The sequence below is a fragment of the Acholeplasma sp. ORD1043 genome (assembly GCF_057808485.1).
The window spans coordinates 120,220-142,901 of record NZ_JAQLOJ010000001.1 but is presented as its reverse complement, the minus strand read 5'-3'; the positions used below and the strand labels follow the sequence as shown (position 1 = coordinate 142,901).

Below are 22,682 nucleotides of genomic sequence, written 5' to 3'. Positions count from 1 at the left end.
GAATACTTCTTAACTGATTGCATAAGATATAAATAAGATGACATTGCTTGACATTGGTCTGTTATTTCTAAATGCAAAGATAATTCCAAACATAGTGAAACTTAAAACTAAGAAAAATCTAAGATAGTATAGTAATTGAATCATGAAGTTTTTCCTCCTTAGAAATTCTCTTTCTTTGAATGAAATACATAATAATGTTGTTAAAAGAAACAAGTGTAGTTAATCCAATGAAATAAAAGATCATCGATATATATGAATTATCGGTTAAAACTCGATTGTAAATATTATGTCTACCATTTAAATTTAAACTAGAATAAGCTGTGTCAAAGATTGCATTTAAACTCACTATAATTGTAATTGTGGTAAACATAAATGGACTATAATTACCAAATGTAATGAATAAATTAATCCATCCTTGATGACCGTCCACTAATTATTCAAATAAGTTTTCTAAATAACAAATAGATATCATTGAAAAGATTGGTTTGCGTTGTAAATGGGTCAATACAAATTTATTTTTTGAAATTTCTTTTACACCTAAGATCATGAGTATGAAATTGTAAAAGGCTAAAAATACAAAAGTCGAGGTTGTAATGATTTCGCTCATAAAATCCTCCTTATGTGGAACTTAGTTCCTGTAAGAAAATATCAAAAAACAAGTTATATAAGCAGAAAAATTCCCTCAATGGCGCATTTAAAGGTGCGAAATTTATAAAAATTGATAAAACTCACATATTGTATAAAAAATAATAAAATTAATTTAACAAGATGAAGGTAATCATTTGTTCAAAATGTTACAATTGTAATAGATATTTTCTAAGGAGTCTTTATGGAAAAGACAAATGTCATGCGTCTTTTGGATGCAGCTAAAATTTCATATGTTGCAAGAACATACGACCCAAGTTTAGTTGATGGTGAAAAAATAGCAAACATACTTAATGAAGCGTTAGATAGAGTATTTAAGACGCTTGTTACAAAAGGGAATGATAAAAATTATTATGTCTTTTGTGTACCAGTTTCAAATACGCTAGACTTAAAAAAAGCAGCTAAAATTGTTGGTGTTAAATCAATTGAGATGATTCCACAAAAAGAATTATTGCCACTTACAGGTTATATTCATGGTGGTTGTTCACCAATTGGTATGAAAAAAAGATTTAAGACAGTCATCAACGATACAGCAATTTTATATGATACAATCTATGTTTCAGCTGGCAAAGTTGGATATCAAATTGAGATTGATCCAAACCAGTTAATGAATTACTTAAATGCAGAATTTGTTGATATAATAAGTACTTAATAAGGAGTATTAAACATGATTAAATTTGATAATAATTATTTTAGAAAAGTAGCAGAAGAAATCTTTAAATGTGACTCTCCAACTGGTTTTACTGATAATGTAATCGAACTTGTGAAAAAACACGTTGATTCATATGGATATGCCTCAAAGATTTTAAACACTGGAGCATTAGAAGTTTCTATTAAAGGTTTAGATTCATCAAAAGTGGTTGCTACATCAGCACATACAGATACTTTAGGTTTGATGGTTAGAAGTGTTAAACCAAATGGTAAGTTAGCCTTAACTTTACTTGGTGGACCTTCAACACCAACCCTAGATGGTGAATATTGCACAATCTATACAAGAGATGGCAGAAAATATACTGGGACAATCCTTTCAACATCGCCGGCGGTACACGTGTTTTCAGATGCGAATACAAAATCAAGAAACATTGATGAACTAGAAGTTAGACTGGATGAAGTAGTTTCTTCTAAAGCTGAAGTTGAAGCATTGGGCATTCAAAACGGTGATATTGTTGCATATGATACAAAGTTCACGATTACTGATTCAGGCTTCTTAAAGACAAGATTTGTTGATGATAAAGCTTCTGTGGTTATTTTACTGATGTTATTGAAATACACATCAGACAACAATATCAAGTTTAAACATGATACCAAGATTTATTTTGTCACTTATGAAGAAGTTGGCCATGGTGCAGCGATTGTAGATCGTAGTGTTTCTGAGTTTGTAACAATTGATATGGGCTGTATTGGGCTTGATTTAGCAGGGTCAGAATATGCTGTTTCAATTTGTGCGAAAGATTCAGGTGGTCCTTACGATTATGAATTAACAACAAGATTAATTCAAATGGCTAAAGAAAATGGTATTGACTATACAGTTGATATTTTCCCATTCTATGGAAGTGATGTTGGTGCTGCTAGAAGAGCTGGTGTTGATATTAAAGGTGCGCTCATTGGTTCTGGTGTTTCAGCATCACATGGTATGGAACGTACGCATATTAAAGGTATTGAAAATACCCTTAAATTAATTTACACTTATCTCATTAAATAAAGTAAAATAAGGTTTGATGTTGTTTATCAAACCTTAATTTTTAAAAAAGACTATATGAAAAGAATAATTATTATTGGTTCTCCTGGAAGTGGAAAATCGACATTGTCGATAAAACTAAAAGAAAAATTAAAACTACCGCTCATCCATTTAGATAAAATATTTTGGAAACCAAATTGGGTTATGGTTGATTTTGAAACCTTTGATTTAGAACTACAAAAAGAACTTATCAAAGATGAGTGGATTATAGATGGAAATTATCAAAGAACTCTACAATTAAGACTTCAATATGCAGACACTGTCATATTTTTAGATTTTGAAACAGAATTTTGTATAAATTCTTGGAAAGAAAGAATCACTAAAAATGAAGTAAGAGTAGATATGACAGCAGACTGTAAGGAGTTTTATGATCCTAAATTTGAACAATATATCAGAGATTTCAACAAAGATAAAAGACCTGGCATTATCGAAGCATTAAAAAAATATCAAGGAAATGTGTATACTTTTTATACAAGAGATGAAGTTAATCTGTTTCTTGAAACAATAAAAGATAAAGGTTAATATATATTTACTTTCTTAGTTTCATTTAGTAAAGCGTTAAACTTACGAAAGCTTAATTGAAAAAAATTGCTATAATAATAAAGAAAGAGAGTGGTTCATATGACAGAAACACAAATTATCATATTTGGTATTGCTTTTATCTTTGTGATGACAACTTCAGGTTCCGCACTTATTTATTTTTTTAAAAATGGTATCACACCAAAATTAAATACAATCTTCTTAGGATTTGCAGCAGGGATTATGATTGCTGCATCTATTTGGTCATTATTAATACCTGCCATTGAACGAAGTGAAGAATGGGGTTCATTTGCTTTTATTCCTGCTGCGCTAGGCTTCCTTCTTGGTGGATTATTCTTATTTGCAATTGATAAAATCGTACCTCATTTTCACAGTGAGACACATCAAGAAGAAGGTGTGAAAAATAAATTATCAAGATCTACTAAACTATTTCTTGCAATGACAATTCACAACATACCTGAAGGATTAGCGGTTGGATTTGCATTTGGTGTTGCACTTGCAACTCAAGGTACACTTCAAACTGTATCATTAGCATCAGGTTTAAGTCTTGCAATCGGTATTGGTTTACAAAACTTTCCTGAAGGTGCAGCAGTTTCTCTTCCAATGGCAGAAGAATTAGGAAGCAAACATAAAGCATTCTTATTTGGAGCATTTTCTGGTGTTGTCGAACCAATTGCTGCAGTTGTTGGATTAGTACTTGCAGCATCCATTGCTCCACTGATTCCTTGGTTCTTAGCATTTGCAGCTGGTGCCATGATTTATGTTGTGGTTGAAGAATTAATTCCTGAAGGTCATATGAATGAGTATGGACACTTAGCGACTTGGAGTGTCATGCTTGGATTTGTCATTATGATGATTTTAGATGTTGCTTTAGGATAACTCAAAGATTATTTATTTTGAAGTTCGATTATGATATGGTCGAACTTTTTATTTTCATAGAGGACTTAAATCATACTTTGGTATTTATATTATAGTCTATTCGATAATTGAGGATGAAGTCTTTTAAAATTATAATTTTACATATATGTAAATGAAAATTTGTTTGAAACTAGTTTCATATTGACTTTACTTTTTGTAGTGTTAAAATGAGTAGGCAAAGATTTAAGTTTTTAAAAGTAGGTGAAGTTATTATGATCAAAAAAGATATCTTGCTAGATGGTCTAGATTGTGCCAACTGTGCATTGAAAATTGAAGATAGTGTCAAGAATATTGAAGGTGTACATAACGCTTCTGTTGACTTTATCACTCAAAAACTTAATATTGAAACTCATGATTCAAACAATCTTGAAATGATTCAAGATAAAGTAATGAATATTATAAAAAGAATTGAACCTGATGTGAAGGTTATTTTTGATTTTGAGGAAAATAGGCAGGAAATAGATATCAAAAAAAATCATAAAGAAATCATCAACTTAATCTTTGGTTCAATCATTCTTTTAGTTAGTATCATTTTTAATTTTGAAGATTGGATTCATTTTTTACTTTATATTCTAAGTTACTTGATTGTTGGTTATAAAGTTATCATAACCGCGTTTAAAAAGATTATTCATGGTGACTTTTTCTCGGAACACTTTTTGATGATGATTGCAACATTTGGTGCATTCTATGTTGGTGAATATAAAGAGGCGGTTGCAGTCATGTTATTTTATTTACTAGGCGAAATTCTGGAGAACATGGCAGTTGATAAGTCAAGAAAATCAATTACTAAATTGATGGATATAAGACCCGAATATGCAAATCTTTTAATTAATAATGATTATAAAAAAGTCGCTCCATCAATGGTTAAAATTGGAAACATAATTCTCGTAAAACCTGGTGAAAAAATTCCGTTAGATGGGATAATTATTGAAGGTTCATCATCACTTGATCTTAAAGCATTATCTGGTGAAGCATTGCCTTGTGACGTAGAGGTTGGAGATAATGTTTTAAGTGGTTCAATTAACTCAAATGGATTATTAAAAATAAAAGTATTGAAAAAATTCAACGAATCAACGGCATCTAAAATACTTGAACTTGTTGAAAATGCAAGTTCTAAAAAAGCAAAAACTGAAAAGTTTATTACTAAGTTTGCCAGATATTACACACCAATCGTAGTTTTACTAGCAATAATTATTGCAGTTATTCCACCACTTGTTATACCTAATCAAGAATTCAATGATTGGATTTATAGAGCATCTATTTTCTTAGTTGTTTCATGTCCATGTGCATTAATTTTATCAGTACCACTTGGATTTATTGGTGGTATTGGTGGAGCATCAAAAAATGGTATTTTAATTAAAGGTGGAAATTATTTAGAAGCTTTGAGTAAGGTTGAAACAGTTTTATTTGATAAAACAGGCACGTTAACTAAGGGAGACTTTAGTGTTTCCTTAATCCAATGTGAAAATAGTTTTACGAAAGACCAAATATTAGAATATGCAGTCTATGCAGAAAGTCATTCTAATCATCCGATTGCACTTTCAATACAATCGAAATTTGTTGGCAGCATTAATCAAGATAGAATAACAAACTTTGAAGAAGTTCCAGGCCAAGGGATTAAACTGAATATTGATGATAAATTAGTTTTAGTTGGCAATAACAAATTAATGAAAAACAATAACATTTATTATAGAGATGATAAAGCTGTTGGTACATTAATTCATGTTGCAGTAGATTTAGTTTATGCGGGATATATTCTTCTTTCTGATTCAGTAAAAGAAGATTCTTTAAACACAATTGATGGGCTAAAAGCCTTAGGTGTTAAAAAGACAATCATGTTAACCGGAGATAAGAAACAAGTGGCAGAAGAAATTGGTATTTTTCTTGGACTTGATCATATTTATGCAGATTTATTACCGAAAGATAAATTAGATAAAGTTGAAGAATTATCATTAAATCCGTATAAAAAAGGCAATATCATTTATGTTGGTGACGGGATTAATGATGCACCAGTCTTAAGTAGAGCAGATATTGGGATTGCGATGGGTGGATTAGGTAGTGATGCTGCGATTGAAGCCGCAGATGTAGTTATTATGACAGATGAACCATCAAAAATTATTTTGGCAATTAAGATTGCAAAACGTACAAAATCAATTGTGATCCAAAATATAGTTTTTGCACTCACAGTTAAATTAATCTTCATTTTTCTTGGTGCATTCGGTGTAGCTACGATGTGGGAAGCAGTGTTTGCTGATATAGGGGTTGCTTTAATTGCTGTATTAAACTCTATGAGAACTTTAAGTATTAAAAAATAGAGACATAAAAATGTCTTAATTTTATTCCTTGTCGTATGTTATAATTTAATTAAAGAGATCGAAGGGGTAATTTAATATGGAAAACGAAAATAAAGATCAAGAAAAGCATCAAGATGCTAAACCATCTGGTAAAGACAAAATAGCTAATTTTATTAATAAAGCAACTAAAGTTGTTACAGATGTCTCTAAAGCTGTGGTTGAAAGAACTAAAGAAGAAATTGAAAAAATTAAAGACAGTATGGCATTTAGAAAAGCCTTTGAAGCGGAAACTTATGAATTTATTGTTGAAGGTACAAACTATAGTTTTAGAGGTTTCAAAAAACATGACGAGAACCTTGTATACTTCCGTACTGAAGAGGATGATTTATTAAAATATGTTAAAGAGAAATCTATTCTAGTTAAAAGACCAGAAGATATGAGATTAGTTGTTGTTTCAATTGAAACAAATGAAGTTAAGCATGGAACTATCAAAGTCGATGGCGAAGATATTCCAATTTCACTTTGTAAGATTGTTACAAAACCATTTGATAAGAATCAAGAAGTTAAAATTGTCAATGATATTTCAGATTCTGTAAAGATTAAAGATTCAGCTGCTCTAGAAATTAGACTTAATGAATTCGAAGATATTTTAAAAGGATTCACACCTGGATTCTTTCAAAGAGGTAATTACAACGATGCGGTTAAACTTTATCCAGAAGTTAAAAAAGTTGTGATTGCTAATGATAAAGATTCAAAAGTTTTAAAGTTATTTGTGGAATTACTTGATAAAGTGAATCCAACTCTACTCAAATCATTCTTAATCAAAATTAAATAATTGATAAAATCCGGTACAATCTAAATTTGGTATCGGATTCTTTTATTATATAAAGACTAATTTTTAACACATTTGACCCTTTTTTCTCAAACTTTAAATATTACATAGTAATAATTAGCATACGTATCTAACTTATGTTAGAATAGTAGAGGTTTATAAGAAAAAAAGGGTGTATATCATGTTAAATGTTGCTAACGTAACTTATCAAATTGGAAAAGATATCTTATTTGAAGATGTCAACATTAAATTTACTGAAGGAAACTGTTATGGTGTTATTGGTGCTAACGGTGCTGGTAAATCAACACTACTAAAATTATTAAGTGGTAAACTTCAAGTAACTAAAGGAACAATTTCATATCCACAATCAAAACGTATGTCTGTCTTAGAACAGGACCATTTTAAATATGACAATTTTTCAGTTATTGAGACAGTTTTAATGGGTAATCAAAAACTCTATAACGTTATGAAGGAAAAAGAAGCTATTTACCAAAAAGAAGACTTTACAGAAGCTGATGGTATTAAAGCTGGTGAATTAGAGGAATTGTTTGATCAAATGAATGGTTGGAATGCAGAATCCGATGCTGCAATTCTTTTATCAGGTTTAGGTATTGATGTTAAATACCATTATGAAGAAATGAAAAATTTAGAAGGTAATTTAAAGGTTAAAGTTTTACTAGCTAAAGCAATCTTTGATAATCCTGATATCTTGTTACTAGATGAACCGACTAACCACTTAGATTTAGAAGCTGTTCGTTGGTTAGAAAACTTCTTAATTGATTTTGAAAACACAGTGATTGTCGTATCGCACGATCGTTATTTCTTAAATAAAGTATGTACACATATTGTGGATATTGATTATAAGACTGTGAATCTTTATGCTGGTAACTATGATTTCTGGTATGAATCAAGCCAATTAATGCTTAAACAAATGAAAGAACAAAACAAGAAATCAGAAGAAAAGATTAAAGAACTTCAAGATTTCATTTCGAGATTTAGTGCAAATGCTTCTAAATCAAAACAAGCAACATCACGTAAGAAATTACTCGATAAAATTGAACTTAATGAAATTAAACCTTCAACTAGACGCTATCCATATATCAACTTCAAGTTTGAAAAGCAACTTGGTGATGATATTTTAAAGGTAGAAAACTTAACTAAAGTTGTTGATGGTAAAAAAGTCTTAGATAATATCTCATTTACAGTAGGTAAAGAAGATAAAATCGTGTTTGTTGGCTTAAACCAAAAAGCACATACACTTTTATTTGATATTCTTGCAGGTAAAGAAACTGCTGATTCTGGTACAATTCGCTGGGGTCAAACGACTAACGTTGGTTACTTTGATAAAGATCATAACTATGAATTTACCAAAGATACAAAAATGGTAGATTGGTTGACGGACTATTCTCCAAATAAAGAAACAACTTATGTTAGAGGTTTCCTAGGTCGTATGTTATTCTCAGGTGATGATGCATTAAAATCAATCAATGTCTTATCAGGTGGAGAAAAAGTTAGACTGTTAATGAGTAGAATGATGATTTTATCAAATAATGTCTTAATCTTAGATGAACCAACTAACCATCTTGATATGGAAACAATTACAGCATTAAATAAAGGTCTACAAGAATTTAGTGGTGTCATCTTATTTACAACTCAAGACCATCAATTAGCATCAACGGTTGCTAATAAAATATATGAAGTAAAAGCGAATGGTGAATTGACATCATATATTACTTCATATGAAGAATACTTAGAAACTTTATCATAATAAATCAAAAGGTCCTACAAATTATTTACATTTGTAGAGACCTTTTTCTTTAATGGTATAATTAGGGTAGTAAAACTACGTTTTAGATTTCAATTATAAAATACATGAAGCATATTTAGGGGAATATATATGAACATTTTTATTGAAGGTATACAGGGTAGTGGTAAAACGACATTAATCAAAAAATTATCGAAGGATATGAAGACTCATAAAACTTTTTTTGAAGGTGACTATAATCCACTAGAACTTGCTTGGTGCAGTTATTTAGATAAAGAGCAATACAACAAACTTTTAATTAAGTATCCTTGTATCAAAGACTTAACACATAAAGAAGATCAATTCTATGTTGTCCCTTATACAAAGACTAATAAACAAGATGAGACATTTTATCTTGAAATGGAACAGTATGAAATTTATAATGGTCGAGTTTCTTTCCAAAAGTTTAAAGAAATCTTATTTAGAAGATTTAAAAACTATCAATCAAACGATGGGATTTTTGAATGTTCAATCTTTCAAAATGTAGTTGAAACCATGTTACTTTTCTATCAAATGACTGAGGAAGAAGTAGTTAAGTTTTATCAAGAACTTAAAGAAGTCATGAATTTTAATTATCGAATGTTATATATCGATTCTGATCATATTAGACAAAACTTTCTTCAAGCAAAAAAAGAAAGAGTGAATGAAGATGGTCATGAAATGTGGTTTAAATTTATGATGAATTATTTTACCAATTCACCATATGCTAAAACTCACAATTTAACCTCTATCGATGACTTGATTTCATATTTTGAATTAAGACGTAAAGTAGAAAAGAAAATCTTAAGTGAAGTCTTTAAAGATAGTTATCAAATCTTGGAATCTAAACAATACTCATTTGATGAAGTATTTACCTTTGTTAATATATAAATGATAAGAGACTATTTTATAGTTCTCTTATGCAGATTTATTTGAATAATCAAGATTTATGCTACAATAAAAATGCTAAAAACGTATCAAATTCATAAAGTATTAAGAAATTCAATTTGAAAAAGGAATACACATTTACTATGGAAAATAACATGTTTAAACAAAAAAGGAAGCTCTGGTATCGTGGTTTAAAAAAACTAATGCATGGACGATATAAGAAACCAAAGTTTATTTATCTTGGCGAAAAACCAAGTGAAAGTGCAATTATTCTTTCAAATCATGTTGGTACTGATGCACCAATGTCATTAGAAATTTATGCAGATTTTCCAATCAGAATGTGGGGTACTCATGAAATGAACTCAGGATTGATTAAGATGTATAAATATCAATCAAGAGTTTATTATCATGAAAAGAAACATTGGAACATTCATCTTGCAAGATTGTTTTGTTTACTAGCAAGTCCGCTTACAAATCTTTTTTATAAAGGTTTAAATTTAATCTCTACATATAAAGATTATCGTTTCAAACAAACATTAGAAGAGAGTTTAACAACAATTAAAGATACTAAAGAGAACATTGTCATTTTTCCTGAGAAGAGCGATGAAGGTTATTTAGATGAACTTCAAGGCTTCCATGGAGGTTTTGTCGTCTTAGGAGATTACTTACTTAAAAGAGGTATTGATGTTGATGTGTATGTATCATACTTTAAGTTGAATGAAAGAAAATATATCTTTGGTCATCCAATTAAATTTAGTAAGATCAAAGAAATGGGATTAAATAGAAATGAAATTACTGAGTACTTAGTAAATGAATGCAATAAACTTAGTAAGTTAGAACTTAAAGAAGCTTAATAAAATTACAGGGTTTAGCACAATACGTGGTAAACCTTTATTTTGATGAAAAATCATTCAAATGTTTGATTAAAAAGTCGTTATATAGGTATGTAAATATTAAAATATGCTAGAATATTTACGCCACGCAAAAACTTTCATGTTTAGGGGAATATTTTATAATGTCATTAATAAAAAGATTTGATATGATTAAAAAGCCATTAAAAGAAAAATGGTTCTTAACTCCAATCGCATATGCACTGAGTTTCTCAGCAACATTGCCGCGTCACCTTAAAGTAAATAAAGTGAATATGAAGGGTCTTAAACCTCCTTATCTTTTACTTTGTACACACCATGCATTTATCGATTTTAAAGTAACTACGCATGCTATTTTCCCTCATCGTGCAACATATGTTGTCGCGATTGATGGATTCTTAAAGCGCGAATGGTTATTAAGAAATGTTGGTGCAATGGGGAAACGTAAGTTTACACCACAAGATACACTCTTATTTAAACAACTTAAATATTCTTTAGAAAAATTAAAGAAGATTACAATTTTATATCCAGAGGCATGTTATTCAGTGATGGGTACAACTGCTGCTTTACCGGATTCACTAGCTAAAATGGTCAAGATTTTAAAAGTGCCAGTAGTTGTATTAAATATGCATGGTAATTTCTTAAGCCAACCAGTTTGGAACATGGGAATGAGAAAAGTTCCTCTAACTGCAGATATGACTCAAATCATCACTAAGGATGAAATCTTAGAATTACCAGTAGAAGAAATTAATTCAAGAATTCATAAAGCGTTTGAATACGATGAATTCAAATACCAATTTGACAATCAAATAAAGATTAAAGATAAAAACAGAACTAAAGGTTTACATAAAGTTTTATACCAATGTGAATCTTGTGGCACTGAATTTATGATGGATTCAGCAGGCACTGAAATTTGGTGTAATGCTTGTGGAAAACGACATACTCAAGATGAGTATGGTAGACTTCATGCACATGAAGGTGAAACAAAGTATCCACATATTCCAGATTGGTATGAAACACAACGAGAATTTACACGTCAAGAATTAATTAATGGTACATATCATTTTGAGGATGATGTGTATATTGAATCTTTACCAAATGCTAAAGGATTTATTCCATTAGGAAATGGTAAACTAGTTCATACCAAAGATGGATTTAGATTAACTGGACAAGATATTGATCAACCACTTGATTTAGTTAGAGAAACAGCTTCACTTTACTCTGTTCATATTGAATTTGATTATAAATTAAGATCAGATAAAGTTGTTGCTGATGCCATTGTTTTATCAACACTGGATGATACTTATTATATCTATCCAAAAAACAAACGTGATCAAGTAACAAAATTAAGATTTGCAGTCGAAGAAGCTTATAAACTTCATAAACAAGAAGAAGCACTTAAATTGCATAAAACAGCCGAATAGGCTGTTTTTTAACGTCAATCAAGATTTCAAATTATATCATAAAAAATAAAGGTAACTCAAGCGAGTTACCTTTTTAATTGTTATCCTTCTAAATGTTGATAAGTTAATTCATCTGAAACGTAAATTCTCCAATTTTTACGATTAGGATTCCAATCGTAAATTACACCAAAGATTTCAATTTCAATATTATCTCCATTTTTTTCTACTTCATAAGGCATTAAGAAATCTTCAAGTTCATTAATATCGTTTTTGAAGTATAAACCATTATTGATATATTGTGTATCATTCTTAGTATATGTTTCATTTACAGTTAATGCATAATCCCAACGGGTTGAATTATGTGTATCAAGTTGTAAGTATCCTTTGATTAATAACATTGATTGAAGATACTCATTATTTAGGTTTTGGACAAAATTTTCTCTCTTCATTGATAAGATTTCTGAAAGTGTGACTTCTTTATAGAAAATATCACTCACTGGCTCTTCATCTTTAATCGCAGTAATATCTGTTGATGGATTTGAAACGCTGAAGGATGGAATATAAAGATTGGCATTATAATAACCTTCAACTTCATATACAGTATTTGGAGAAGTATAATTATGGATTTTTTGACCATGAAGTTTAATGAAATAAGTACCATCTGTAATATAGACTAATGTTGTTTCATTTTTAACATCCATGAAAACTGTACCTTTAATCGTTACAGCAAGTTCAGCTTTGGCACTACCTTTACTATCAAGTGATAAATTTTTAATTAAGTTGAACAAAATAGTAAAGTCTTCAATCGGTTCTTCATCATAAGTTACTTTATGTTGTCCAATATCATATAAATAGTTTTCATAACAAATATACCATTCAGATTTATCCCAAGTTGTTGTTGGTCCATTTACATCATAATCTCTGATTAAAGTATTATTAGCAGTACCACTGAATTGATCAACATACCATCCATCCTCACCTGGATATTCACCAATAACACCAAAGACATCAATGATTGTATCATTTTTAGTTAATGCAATCGCATGTCTTCCATTAAAGTATGCAACCTCACTTGAAAGATTACCAACTGCCTTAATTTCATCAGCTGAATATGGTGCATAAACAATGTAGGTTTCACCATGTTTTAATGTACCGACTAAATCTTCAGTGTAAGAAGGGAAAGTTTGACCATTTGAATAAAGTGATAAACCATAAATAGATAAATCAACGTCGAAACCTAAACCATTATAGATTTCGATATATTTAGAGTTATTATATTCACCATTACCTTCAAAGTATTCAGAAATATAAAGGTCTGGAACTCTGTCAACTGGAACCTCAGGTGATGGATAATTAAACCAATCCATAGTGTGTGATTTAATATCTGAATAAACTTCATATCCTAAAACAGTCCATTCATCGCCATCCCATCTAGCATTTGGTTGATAAACATTTGAATTTCTAATAATGGTATTATCTTTTGTAGCTTTTGAAACGCCACCAGCATCATAACCTTCTGATACAGATTTAGTTAAATCACCGACAACATCAATTAATACATCATTTTTAAAGAGTGCGATTGGGTCATTTCCATTAAAGTTGGTTACATCATGATACATATTGCCAACTGCTTTAATAGTTGCATTAGCTTGTAAATGATAAATTACATAGGTTTCACCATTTTTTAAAGTGCCTGTCAAAGTTAAAGTATATTGAGCAGGTGAAACTGCATTATTAAATAATTTAACAGCGTAATTGGATAAATCTACATCTAAACCTGTACCATTGAAGATTTCAATGTACTTATTATAACTAGAACCTTCTGAGTACTCTGAAATGAATAAATCAGATGCTACTAAATTATCTGGGGGAAGCACTGTAATATCAAGTGACTTAAAAACATCTTGGTATGTTATTGTAATTGTGAATTCACCAACTGTACTCAAGTTTACTTCACTTAAATCAAGCATTTCATCAGTGACTTGGATTTGATTACCTTCGCTATCAGTAATGATGAAGTAAGCTTTAAAATCAATGTTTTGTGAGTTTAAAAGTAATGATGTAGAAATATCATCGTTAATGGTAATTGTATAGGTAATTTCAACTTCACCACCACCTGAATCATTTGGTCCAACGTGAATGGTTACTTGATTTTTATAGTTTGAATAGGTAATTTTAACAATGTATGAACCAACTTGTTGCATGTTCACATTACTTGCATCAATCATAGAATCGGTAATTTGAACAAGTTCATCATTTGAATCCATAATGATGAAGAATTGTTTAAAATCGATGGTATCACCAACTTTAAATTCTCTTGATACATCCTCATTAATCAAAATTCGATAAGTTAATGGTTCTTCAATATCTTCAATTTCTGTACAAGCAATTAAGCTAATTGATAATAAAAGAACCACTATCAGTGTTTTAAAATATTTCATATTTTCTCCTTAAATAAGAGTAGTTGTCTAAAGAACATTATAACATGAGTTCGTATTTAAATTTGGAGTTTTAATAATCATAGGTTAAACCGTTTGTTACAAATAATCTGCATTTGGTTACATCCTTAACTCACCTTTAACAAATAAAACTTAAAATTACTTTGAAATCAAATTTTGAGGTGATTTATATGTGGATGTATCTAAAAGTGTTTGGATTAGCGTTTGTAATTTTTATTTTAATCGATTTACTATGGTTAGGGATTATCGCTAAAGACTTATATCAAAAAGAAATGGGTCATTTAATGAAACAAGACGTGAATTTCGTAGTAGCTATTATCTTTTATATCATCTTTATTGCAGCGTTAACTATCTTTGTCTTAGTGCCTGGTATTGAATCAGGATCACTTGTTAAAACAATCTTCCTAGGAGCATTATTTGGATTAGCAAGTTATGCAACATATGATTTAACAAATTATGCAACAATGGAAGGCTTCCCATTAAAGATTGTCATTATTGATCTTATATGGGGCACATCATTATCGACCTTAATCTCATTATTTACATATCTAATTTATCAAGGAGTATTGAAATGACATCGATTCAAATTTATAAAGATAAGTTCTTTAATGCCATCATCAATGGTGCTAAAGCAGTTATTTTAAAAGAAAAACAACTAAATGAAATTAACGTATTTCCAGTTAAGGATGCCGATACTGGTTCAAATCTGCGTTCATTAATGGATTCTATTCTTCAAAGAGCAGAAATGAAAGCGACATTAAAAGAAACATTAGAATCCATATCTAATGCTGCTTTAATCGGTTCTAAAGGAAATTCAGGATTAATCTTTTCTCAATTCATGTATGGTTTATCAAAAGATATTGAAACAGATTTTGTTGATCAAAAGGTTTTAAGAGATCAAATGAAAAAAGGTTATGAGTTTGCATATTCAGCAATTGATATGCCAGTTGAAGGTACAATGATTACATTAATGAGAAACTGGTTTAACCTATTATCAGAAGAAACAAATGAAACGTCGTTTGAAGAATACTTAATGAAACGTAATTTAGAACTTCAAAAAACACTAGAATCAACAAAATCACTCTTACCGATTTTAAAGAAAAATAATGTCGTTGATTCTGGAGCACTTGCTTTTACAATGTTTGTTGATGGTTTTGTTAGAAGTATTGCTGATGAAAACTTTGTTATAGATGTCAAAGAAACAGAAAATCTATCACTTGATGAACATAATCATAACGAAGAAGAAACGGATATTAATTTTAGATATTGTACTGAAATCTTAATTAAAACACCATTAGAAAAAGAATCTTTAAAACAATTACTTAATCATCATGGTGATAGTTTGGTCATTGGTGAGTCATCTGAATTTTATAAGATCCATATTCATACGAATGAACCATATAAAGTTTTTGAATATGTATCAAAATATGCAACGATTGTTGATTCTAAAGTTGATGATATGAAAAATCAAAATGCTATCAATCACCATAGAAAATATGATATTGCAGTACTTACTGATTCAATTTCTGATATCAATCAAAAATTAATTGATGAACTTCAAATTCAAGTATTCCCTGTTTCTATTAATGTTGATGGAACAATATACTTTGATAAGAAATCAATTAAGAATCCTAGAATGTTAGAGTTAATCGAAAATGGAGAATCATTCCCAAGATCCGCATCACCTTCAACAATTTCAGTCATCAAGCAATTGGAATTATTAAAGAAGTTATATAAGAATATATTAGTTGTTACAGTCTCATCAAAGATGTCATCAACAAATCAAGTCTTTAAAAATGCAATTGCTGAAATGAAAGATGACAGTATTAAAATAGTTGATTCTAAACAAAACTCAGTAGGTGAAGGTCTGATTACTCTACATGCAGCCAAACAAGTAGCCTTAGGTAAATCATTTGATGAAGTTTATCAATCAACTCTGGATGTTGTCAATAACTCAAACATTTTAGTTTCAGTTAAGTCACTTGATAACATGGTTAGAAGTGGTAGAATCAGAAAGAGTTTAGGATTTGTTGCTAAAGTATTCAACTTAAAACCAATTGTATCAATTAATAAGGAAGGTGAAGGGGTGGTCCTTAGTAAAGCAATTGGTAAGAAAAACAGTTTCAATAAGATTATTAAACATATCTTGGATGTTCATAAGAAAGATGGCATACAAACTTATGCAATCTCTTATGTGGACAATTTAGAAGAAGCTGAAAAATTTAAAGCGTCACTTGTTCGTGCACTCGGATTCTTACCTGAGTATGTTACAGAATCAAGTGCAGTCATTGCAATGAATGCAGGAAAGGATGCAGTTGCAGTAGGTTACATAAAGGGGAGAAAGTAATGGAATTTTTATATATTTATATTGAAGCACTTTTACTTGTCACAGATGACATGCAAGGTGTTGAAGTTTACTATCGAAGAATCATCTTAGAACTTGTCTTTACACAAAAAGGTGAAGGCAATTCAACAATTTCAGATACACGTTTTGTTTATTACAATGAAGAATTAGATGAATCATTTATTCCTGCAGTATTAAATGATAATCCAAATATTACTGCAATTTGGGAAAGAATTCTATTTACTAATATTAGAGAAGCAATGAACATTACTGCGTTATACTTTGATAACACAGCTAAGACCATTCGCTTTGTTGATAATAACTCAATCATCTTTATCGCATCCCAAGGAAATGACCCAGAGGCAATCTTTATTGGTGAGGATTCTCCAATTTGGGTTCTAACAAGACCAGGATATAAATTCCTATGTTGGTATTACTTAGCAGATGATGAGGAAGTAAAACTTACTCAAGGTGATTACGCATTTAATGATTTTGTTGATAATCAAGTTGAAGTTTATTCTAAGTGGAAGACTTTAGTAGCATATCAACAACCTTATGATATTAGCGTTAATGTTTCTCAATCAGGTAATACAATTACAATTACTTGGAAACTTGATTTACTTGGTCAAGTTCAACCAAACTTTAACCTATATATTGATAAAGTTTTAATCAGTGATTATACATCACTAGTCACCCAAGATGGCTTGGTATTCACATTAGTTATTACAAGTGAACATCCTGATCACGCGAAGTTTATTAAGTTAACCGAGACTGGATTACACTCAGTATCCATTCAAGCTATAGGTGACCAAGAAGATACAACAGATAGTATACTTTCAGATGAATTTATCTTTGAAAGAAAGTCTATTTATGATGATGCACCAGAAAATACTGCAATCTATGATTACTTCATTATCGAAGAATTTGAAGAATCAACTCGTTATATCTTCTATACAAATATGACATATCAATTTAATGTCTTATATACATTTGAAATTCTTTCAGGTTCAGATTTAGTAAGTATTGAAAATGGTTCGACATTAAAGATGAAGAACATTGCTGGTTCATTTAAGTTTAAGATGACTCGTCCTAATGGTACATCTGATACATATGATGCCTTGATTGTTAAAGATATTAAACAATTTGGGTATGGTTCTAATTATCAAACTTACCTAACTGAAACATCCGGTGCTTCAACTTATATTGATACAGATGTTCCATACTATGTTGGTGCACAAAATAACTTCTACTTAGATGCAAGATTAACCAACTCACAAGGAAATCGAATCAACATTGATGATGCAATCTTAACTTATAAATTCTATATAAAAACAGGTGTAAACACTTGGATAGAAATTGATGATGAAGATTTAGCTGATCACTTGTCAATGAAACCTAAGAACCGAATCAAGTTTAAGAATGCAGCAATTGGCAATACATATCAAATTGAAATCACACCGAAGTATCAATCACTTAATATGCAAGCTCAAACATTAATTTACGTAGTTACTGTAAATAATGGACACAATGCATTTACGAACCAAGAATTAAAAGAATTATATTCAAACAGTAGTATTTCATTAATCAATCTGCATTCAAATATAACTGCTCAATTATCACCTAACCAAATGAATGCCGATGGTTCACCTAAAAATATAGCTAATGGGGCAGGTAATGTCTATAATCGTGTAACTTTAGACAATAATGACTCAATTAGAATTGAAGGTAACTTCATGACAATTAATGGTTCACAATTACCATACTCAAATGGTAGAAGTGGTAGTGGACTGGTTGGATATGCAGATGCATTTGAAATTGTTAATATGCAAATTGGTATCTTCAATTATTCTGGTGGTAATGGTGAAATTAGTTCGGGTGATGGTTTACCTAAGAATTACATTCAAGTTGAAAATAACGCTAAGTTTGTTATGAATAACTTAACAATTATTGGTAATACAACTGTGCCTTCAATTAACTTAGGTGGAACTGCAGAAGATATTCTACTTCAAGAACGTCTAATGAGTAGAAACTCTGGCGGATATATTGGTGTCTTCAACACTCAAGGTGCGGTAGAAATTAATAATTCACAAATTAAATTTACAGTAATTGCTGTATCAACCAGAGCTAAAGGATTTACATTAGTTAATGAAGAACAAGTTAAGATTAGTACTGTATTAAATAAAGTTATTATTGATGATAGCTGGGCAAATGGTGTTTATTCACATGGTGCAGATATCACAATTAATGATTCATATTTAGGACAATCTGGTGGTTCAATTATTCATGCTGTTGATATTAGACCATATGGTGGTATATACAATCCAACTATCAGAATTAATCGTACTACTATGGAAAACTATATTTCTGGAGAAGAAGCATGGTTTAAAGCATATGGTATGACACTGGTTGCACTTCAATTGAAGTCTGGTATCGAAACAGGTATTTCATCAACTGGAAGATCCATTATCAAAGAAGTAGTTAACCCAGTTACAGGGCTTGAAACAGAGATGTTAAACTTCATCTTATTAACTGAACCATACAGTGAAGCAGAAGTTAGAGATGAAGAAAACGTACAATTAAGTGGTAGTGAAGTTCGAGTAATTATTGATGGTTATGAGTCAAATCGAGCATTTAACTATTTACAAAGTGAAGACCCACGTATTACTGGTGGACAATATGCGTTCCCAATGGGATTATATAGTGACGTTACTGATTTCTTAGCACTAGCTAATAATATTGGTAATTATGCATATCAACAATATAGTGTTGTATTAGACTTACCAACAATTAGTAATCTATCTATGCTTGCAGCATTCTATAATTTATCAGCTAGTCAAATTGCTGATGCAGCAATTATTTCTGGTGGTAATCAAGCAACGATGATGTCGATGATTCAAAGTGCTGTCTTAAGTAATATTGGAAACAATATCTTACCACCAAGTTACTTTGAAGTATTAGCTCCAATTCCTATCTTCCCAAGTGGATATAGTATTGCTATTATGGAATTAGTACCTTTACAATAAAAAATGACAGATTTTATAGATTATATTTGGCACCAAAAAGATTTTATCTATGACCCAGAGATGGGAAAAACTTTCTCAACATACCACCTTTTGATGCTTGGAGGAACAATCCTCCTCTTCTGGGTGGTATGGTTGATTGGTGCTAAGTTTAAAAACAAACGAATATTTATGATGATGTTAGCTATAATTTTACTGATTCTAGAAGTATTAAGAGTAGTTAACTTTATGGAAGCATTTAATAAAGATGTTATTGCATCTTTGTCTTTTCATATGTGTTCAATTGCAATTTACTTTGCAGTAATAACCGGTATATTTAATAAAAAGTGGATGTATGATGCAATCTTTATTCAAGCAATTGTTGGTGCACCACTTGCATTACTTTTACCGATTGGAATCTTGCCATGGTTTAATCCATATAGTTTCTTACCGATTCAATCATTTATTTCCCATATGATTTTATGCTTCATGCCAGTTTTTGCATGGCGATATCGATTATGGGATGTTAAACTCAAAAACTTTAAAATAGCAGTAACATCTGTCTTGGTCTCGACTTGGATTGCGTATGTTATGAGTCTATATAATGAGCAATTTCAAACAGGTGGTTCAACCAACTTTTTCTGGACTAGAGCAAAAGACCCAATGTTTGACCTCATATGGAATCTAGATTATCCTTATTATTTAATTGTTTTACTTAGTTTATTTTTGGGGACTGGATTTATATTCTATCTGATATTTAAGTTTTTGCCTCAGAAGAAACAAACTTAAATAAAAAACATAAAAAATTGCTTTACAAGGCAATTTTTTATTTGTTTTGTTATAATAAAATCTGGTGATTATCTATACTATATACATCATTAGGAGAACATCTATGAAATTCAAAAGGAATCAAAAAGATGCATTATTCTCAAGAATCACTTTTATTTTATTATTTGCAACAACCATTATGAGTATTACATTACTTGCATTTGGTTATCATCAAAATCTTTTAAGAATTACATTATTCTCTTTATTTACAGGTATTCCATTTTTCCTTGTAACAAGAGATTTAGAAAGTAACTATATTGAGTTTACCAAATCTGATATTTATTTAATTGGTAGAAATACATTGTTTGACATAAAAACAAAATACATTGTAAAAATTTATTTACCTTCTAAAGGACGTCAAAAAAACATTTTTAAATCAAAAAACATTTATATCTATTCTGAATCATTTGAATTTATTGTTTCATACAGTAAAGAAATATATGATTACTTTGATCAAAATTATCAAAAATATATTGGATACTATGATAAAAGAAACTTTCATTTATTTAAAAAGAAGAAAATACAAGATTAGAATGACTTACATTTAAGTAGTCACAAATTATTATATAGATTTACTTTACATCTAATCAAATTATTCTATAATGATATAGAGACTAGAGAAAGAGGATATTCAATATGCTAAAAAACATCATTATTAAGGTTTCTGTCATTTTATCTGCAATCATTGGAGTAGTCTTACAAATGGATACCGCAAGTGGTGGTTTTATGAGTGGACGTTCACTCATTATGTATTTCACCATTCAAGGTAATCTTTGGATTGCAATGATTGCATTTGTAGGTATCTTTGTAGCAATTTTCAATAAACCAGCAAAAGGATTTTATTTGTTAAAGTATATTTTAACCAGGGGTATATTATTAACATATGTTGTCTTTTCAATATTATTATCACCAAGTATGCCTTTAAGTTATTTAGTAAGCCCATCTAATTTACTTGTTCATACATTGACACCGGTATTAGCTATGGTTGACTATTTAATGAACGACCATAAAATTACAGTGAATAAACAAAGTTTATATGGATTAATCACACCTGCTTAATATTTAGTGTTTTCATATACGATGTATTTTGCTGGTATCAGATTTTCAGATGGTTCAAAATTTCCTTATTTTTTCTTAGATTTTGAATCAAATGGTTGGTTTACTTTTAATGATGGAAAACTTGGTGTAGTCTTTTGGTACTTAATTGTCATGGGTATTATCTATTTAATTAGTGTAGTGGCATCAAATATTGAAAGACGTAACAGACAAGATTCACCAATTATGGTAGCTGTTGGGATGGTTTTATTAACTTTAATCGTTACAGCTATCAGATTATTCTAACTATAACAAAGACTCTCACAGGGTCTTTTTATTTTTTTATAAAAGATTGTGAATATTTTTCATTGTATGAATAATTGATAAAAATAGTTTATTTGATATGCTATAAGTGTTGGAAGATTATATATGAAACTGTCTGAGTTTAAGATAACAATTAATAACGAATTCATTGATGATTTTATGATATTTTTAAAAGTTATAAGTATGATTTAAAAGTGGATTTTGTTTCCACTTTTTTCTTTATAAAATAAAATATGAGATGAAATAACATAATCGCTAACTGGGTTAGCAATTTACTTTACTTACTAAATTAATAAGCGTAAACTGTTATCAGTAAAAATAAAAAGGAGGTACTTATGGCGAAACATGAAGATGTTATAGAACTAATTACGTATTTTAAAAATCTGCATCCTCACCAAGTGGTAGAAAAAACTCAGTTGGAACAACGTGGAATGAATTTCTTAATTAAATTTTTAGCAAATAGTGGTGGTAAGACATTCACATTTGAAATAGCTGATAAAATGCATATCTCAACAGCTAGAGTCTCAAATCTTGTCAACAAACTTGAAGCAAAAGGTTTAGTTGAAAGAAGAATATCTAAAGATGATGCAAGAAAAACATTAATTAGTTTAACAGACGAAGGTTTTAAGCAGCATAAAATTATGGAAGAAAGATATTACTCATTAGTTTCTCAAATGATTGATGCCATTGGTAAAGATGAATTAAAACAATTTGTCGATACTTTTGATAAGATGCAGACTTTTTTAGAAAACAACATATTTCATAAGGATGAGGAGTAAAAAA

General features: G+C 29.9%; 22 protein-coding genes. 18 read left to right on the top strand and 4 right to left on the bottom strand.

What is annotated here, in order from left to right; genetic code table 11:
- Window positions 1–9: 9 nt before the first annotated feature.
- Genes PG914_RS00650 through PG914_RS00640 form a run of 3 tightly spaced genes read right to left on the bottom strand, consistent with a single transcriptional unit; the run spans window position 10 to window position 607 of the window.
- Window positions 10–144, bottom strand: coding sequence for a hypothetical protein (locus tag PG914_RS00650; RefSeq protein WP_488821752.1), 135 nt, complete (start codon window positions 142–144; stop codon window positions 10–12).
- Window positions 119–430, bottom strand: coding sequence for a hypothetical protein (locus PG914_RS00645; protein WP_488821751.1), 312 nt, complete (start codon window positions 428–430; stop codon window positions 119–121). The genes PG914_RS00650 and PG914_RS00645 overlap by 26 nt, the downstream gene beginning before the upstream one ends.
- A gap of 3 nt (window positions 431–433) precedes the next feature.
- Window positions 434–607, bottom strand: coding sequence for a hypothetical protein (locus tag PG914_RS00640; protein WP_488821750.1), 174 nt, complete (start codon window positions 605–607; stop codon window positions 434–436).
- A 222-nt stretch (window positions 608–829) separates the two neighbouring features.
- Here PG914_RS00640 and ybaK point away from each other — a divergent pair, with 222 nt between their 5' ends.
- The 10 genes from ybaK to PG914_RS00590 all read left to right on the top strand — a co-directional run bounded on the left by ybaK (window position 830) and on the right by PG914_RS00590 (window position 11,931).
- A complete protein-coding gene (gene ybaK, locus PG914_RS00635) occupies window positions 830–1,297 on the top strand; it encodes a Cys-tRNA(Pro) deacylase (protein WP_488821749.1) in 468 nt (155 codons plus the stop codon).
- Window positions 1,298–1,312: 15 nt separating this feature from the next.
- The gene (locus PG914_RS00630) at window positions 1,313–2,347 is read left to right on the top strand and encodes a M42 family metallopeptidase (protein WP_488821748.1); all 1,035 of its coding nucleotides are present in this window, start codon (window positions 1,313–1,315) and stop codon (window positions 2,345–2,347) included.
- 54 nt (window positions 2,348–2,401) lie between these two features.
- Window positions 2,402–2,905, top strand: coding sequence for a P-loop NTPase family protein (locus tag PG914_RS00625; protein WP_488821747.1), 504 nt, complete (start codon window positions 2,402–2,404; stop codon window positions 2,903–2,905).
- A 99-nt stretch (window positions 2,906–3,004) separates the two neighbouring features.
- On the top strand, window positions 3,005–3,802 hold the full coding sequence (locus PG914_RS00620) for a ZIP family metal transporter (protein ID WP_488821746.1): 798 nt from the start codon (window positions 3,005–3,007) through the stop codon (window positions 3,800–3,802).
- Window positions 3,803–4,053: 251 nt separating this feature from the next.
- Complete coding sequence (locus PG914_RS00615; RefSeq protein WP_488821745.1) at window positions 4,054–6,156, top strand: heavy metal translocating P-type ATPase; 2,103 nt, start codon at window positions 4,054–4,056, stop codon at window positions 6,154–6,156.
- Between the two features lie 76 nt (window positions 6,157–6,232).
- Window positions 6,233–6,970: a hypothetical protein gene (locus PG914_RS00610; protein ID WP_488821744.1), complete on the top strand. Its 738-nt coding sequence runs from the start codon at window positions 6,233–6,235 to the stop codon at window positions 6,968–6,970.
- A gap of 178 nt (window positions 6,971–7,148) precedes the next feature.
- Window positions 7,149–8,735, top strand: coding sequence for an ABC-F family ATP-binding cassette domain-containing protein (locus PG914_RS00605; RefSeq protein ID WP_488821743.1), 1,587 nt, complete (start codon window positions 7,149–7,151; stop codon window positions 8,733–8,735).
- A gap of 129 nt (window positions 8,736–8,864) precedes the next feature.
- On the top strand, window positions 8,865–9,641 hold the full coding sequence (locus PG914_RS00600; RefSeq protein ID WP_488821742.1) for a P-loop NTPase family protein: 777 nt from the start codon (window positions 8,865–8,867) through the stop codon (window positions 9,639–9,641).
- A gap of 152 nt (window positions 9,642–9,793) precedes the next feature.
- Window positions 9,794–10,492 carry a lysophospholipid acyltransferase family protein gene (locus tag PG914_RS00595; RefSeq protein WP_488821741.1) on the top strand — a complete coding sequence of 233 codons (699 nt, stop codon included), beginning with the start codon at window positions 9,794–9,796 and terminating at the stop codon, window positions 10,490–10,492.
- Window positions 10,493–10,653: 161 nt separating this feature from the next.
- Entirely contained in the window at window positions 10,654–11,931 is a 1,278-nt protein-coding gene (locus PG914_RS00590) for a lysophospholipid acyltransferase family protein (RefSeq protein ID WP_488821740.1), read from the top strand.
- 80 nt (window positions 11,932–12,011) lie between these two features.
- On the opposite strand, the gene PG914_RS00585 is transcribed toward PG914_RS00590, so the two are convergent.
- Entirely contained in the window at window positions 12,012–14,351 is a 2,340-nt protein-coding gene (locus PG914_RS00585) for a lamin tail domain-containing protein (protein ID WP_488821739.1), read from the bottom strand.
- A 188-nt stretch (window positions 14,352–14,539) separates the two neighbouring features.
- Here PG914_RS00585 and PG914_RS00580 point away from each other — a divergent pair, with 188 nt between their 5' ends.
- The 8 genes from PG914_RS00580 to PG914_RS00545 all read left to right on the top strand — a co-directional run bounded on the left by PG914_RS00580 (window position 14,540) and on the right by PG914_RS00545 (window position 22,678).
- On the top strand, window positions 14,540–14,944 hold the full coding sequence (locus tag PG914_RS00580) for a DUF2177 family protein (RefSeq protein WP_488821738.1): 405 nt from the start codon (window positions 14,540–14,542) through the stop codon (window positions 14,942–14,944).
- Complete coding sequence (locus PG914_RS00575; protein ID WP_488821737.1) at window positions 14,941–16,716, top strand: DegV family protein; 1,776 nt, start codon at window positions 14,941–14,943, stop codon at window positions 16,714–16,716. The genes PG914_RS00580 and PG914_RS00575 overlap by 4 nt, the downstream gene beginning before the upstream one ends.
- Complete coding sequence (locus PG914_RS00570) at window positions 16,716–19,736, top strand: hypothetical protein (protein WP_488821736.1); 3,021 nt, start codon at window positions 16,716–16,718, stop codon at window positions 19,734–19,736. The genes PG914_RS00575 and PG914_RS00570 overlap by 1 nt, the downstream gene beginning before the upstream one ends.
- Before the next feature lie 3 nt (window positions 19,737–19,739).
- Window positions 19,740–20,501: a TMEM164 family acyltransferase gene (locus tag PG914_RS00565; protein ID WP_488821735.1), complete on the top strand. Its 762-nt coding sequence runs from the start codon at window positions 19,740–19,742 to the stop codon at window positions 20,499–20,501.
- A 103-nt stretch (window positions 20,502–20,604) separates the two neighbouring features.
- Window positions 20,605–21,072 carry a hypothetical protein gene (locus PG914_RS00560; protein ID WP_488821734.1) on the top strand — a complete coding sequence of 156 codons (468 nt, stop codon included), beginning with the start codon at window positions 20,605–20,607 and terminating at the stop codon, window positions 21,070–21,072.
- A 104-nt stretch (window positions 21,073–21,176) separates the two neighbouring features.
- Window positions 21,177–21,599 carry a hypothetical protein gene (locus PG914_RS00555; protein WP_488821733.1) on the top strand — a complete coding sequence of 141 codons (423 nt, stop codon included), beginning with the start codon at window positions 21,177–21,179 and terminating at the stop codon, window positions 21,597–21,599.
- A 6-nt stretch (window positions 21,600–21,605) separates the two neighbouring features.
- Window positions 21,606–21,881 carry a hypothetical protein gene (locus PG914_RS00550; protein ID WP_488821732.1) on the top strand — a complete coding sequence of 92 codons (276 nt, stop codon included), beginning with the start codon at window positions 21,606–21,608 and terminating at the stop codon, window positions 21,879–21,881.
- A 353-nt stretch (window positions 21,882–22,234) separates the two neighbouring features.
- Window positions 22,235–22,678, top strand: a complete 444-nt coding sequence (locus tag PG914_RS00545) for a MarR family winged helix-turn-helix transcriptional regulator (protein WP_488821731.1) — start codon at window positions 22,235–22,237, stop codon at window positions 22,676–22,678.
- Window positions 22,679–22,682: the final 4 nt, after the last annotated feature.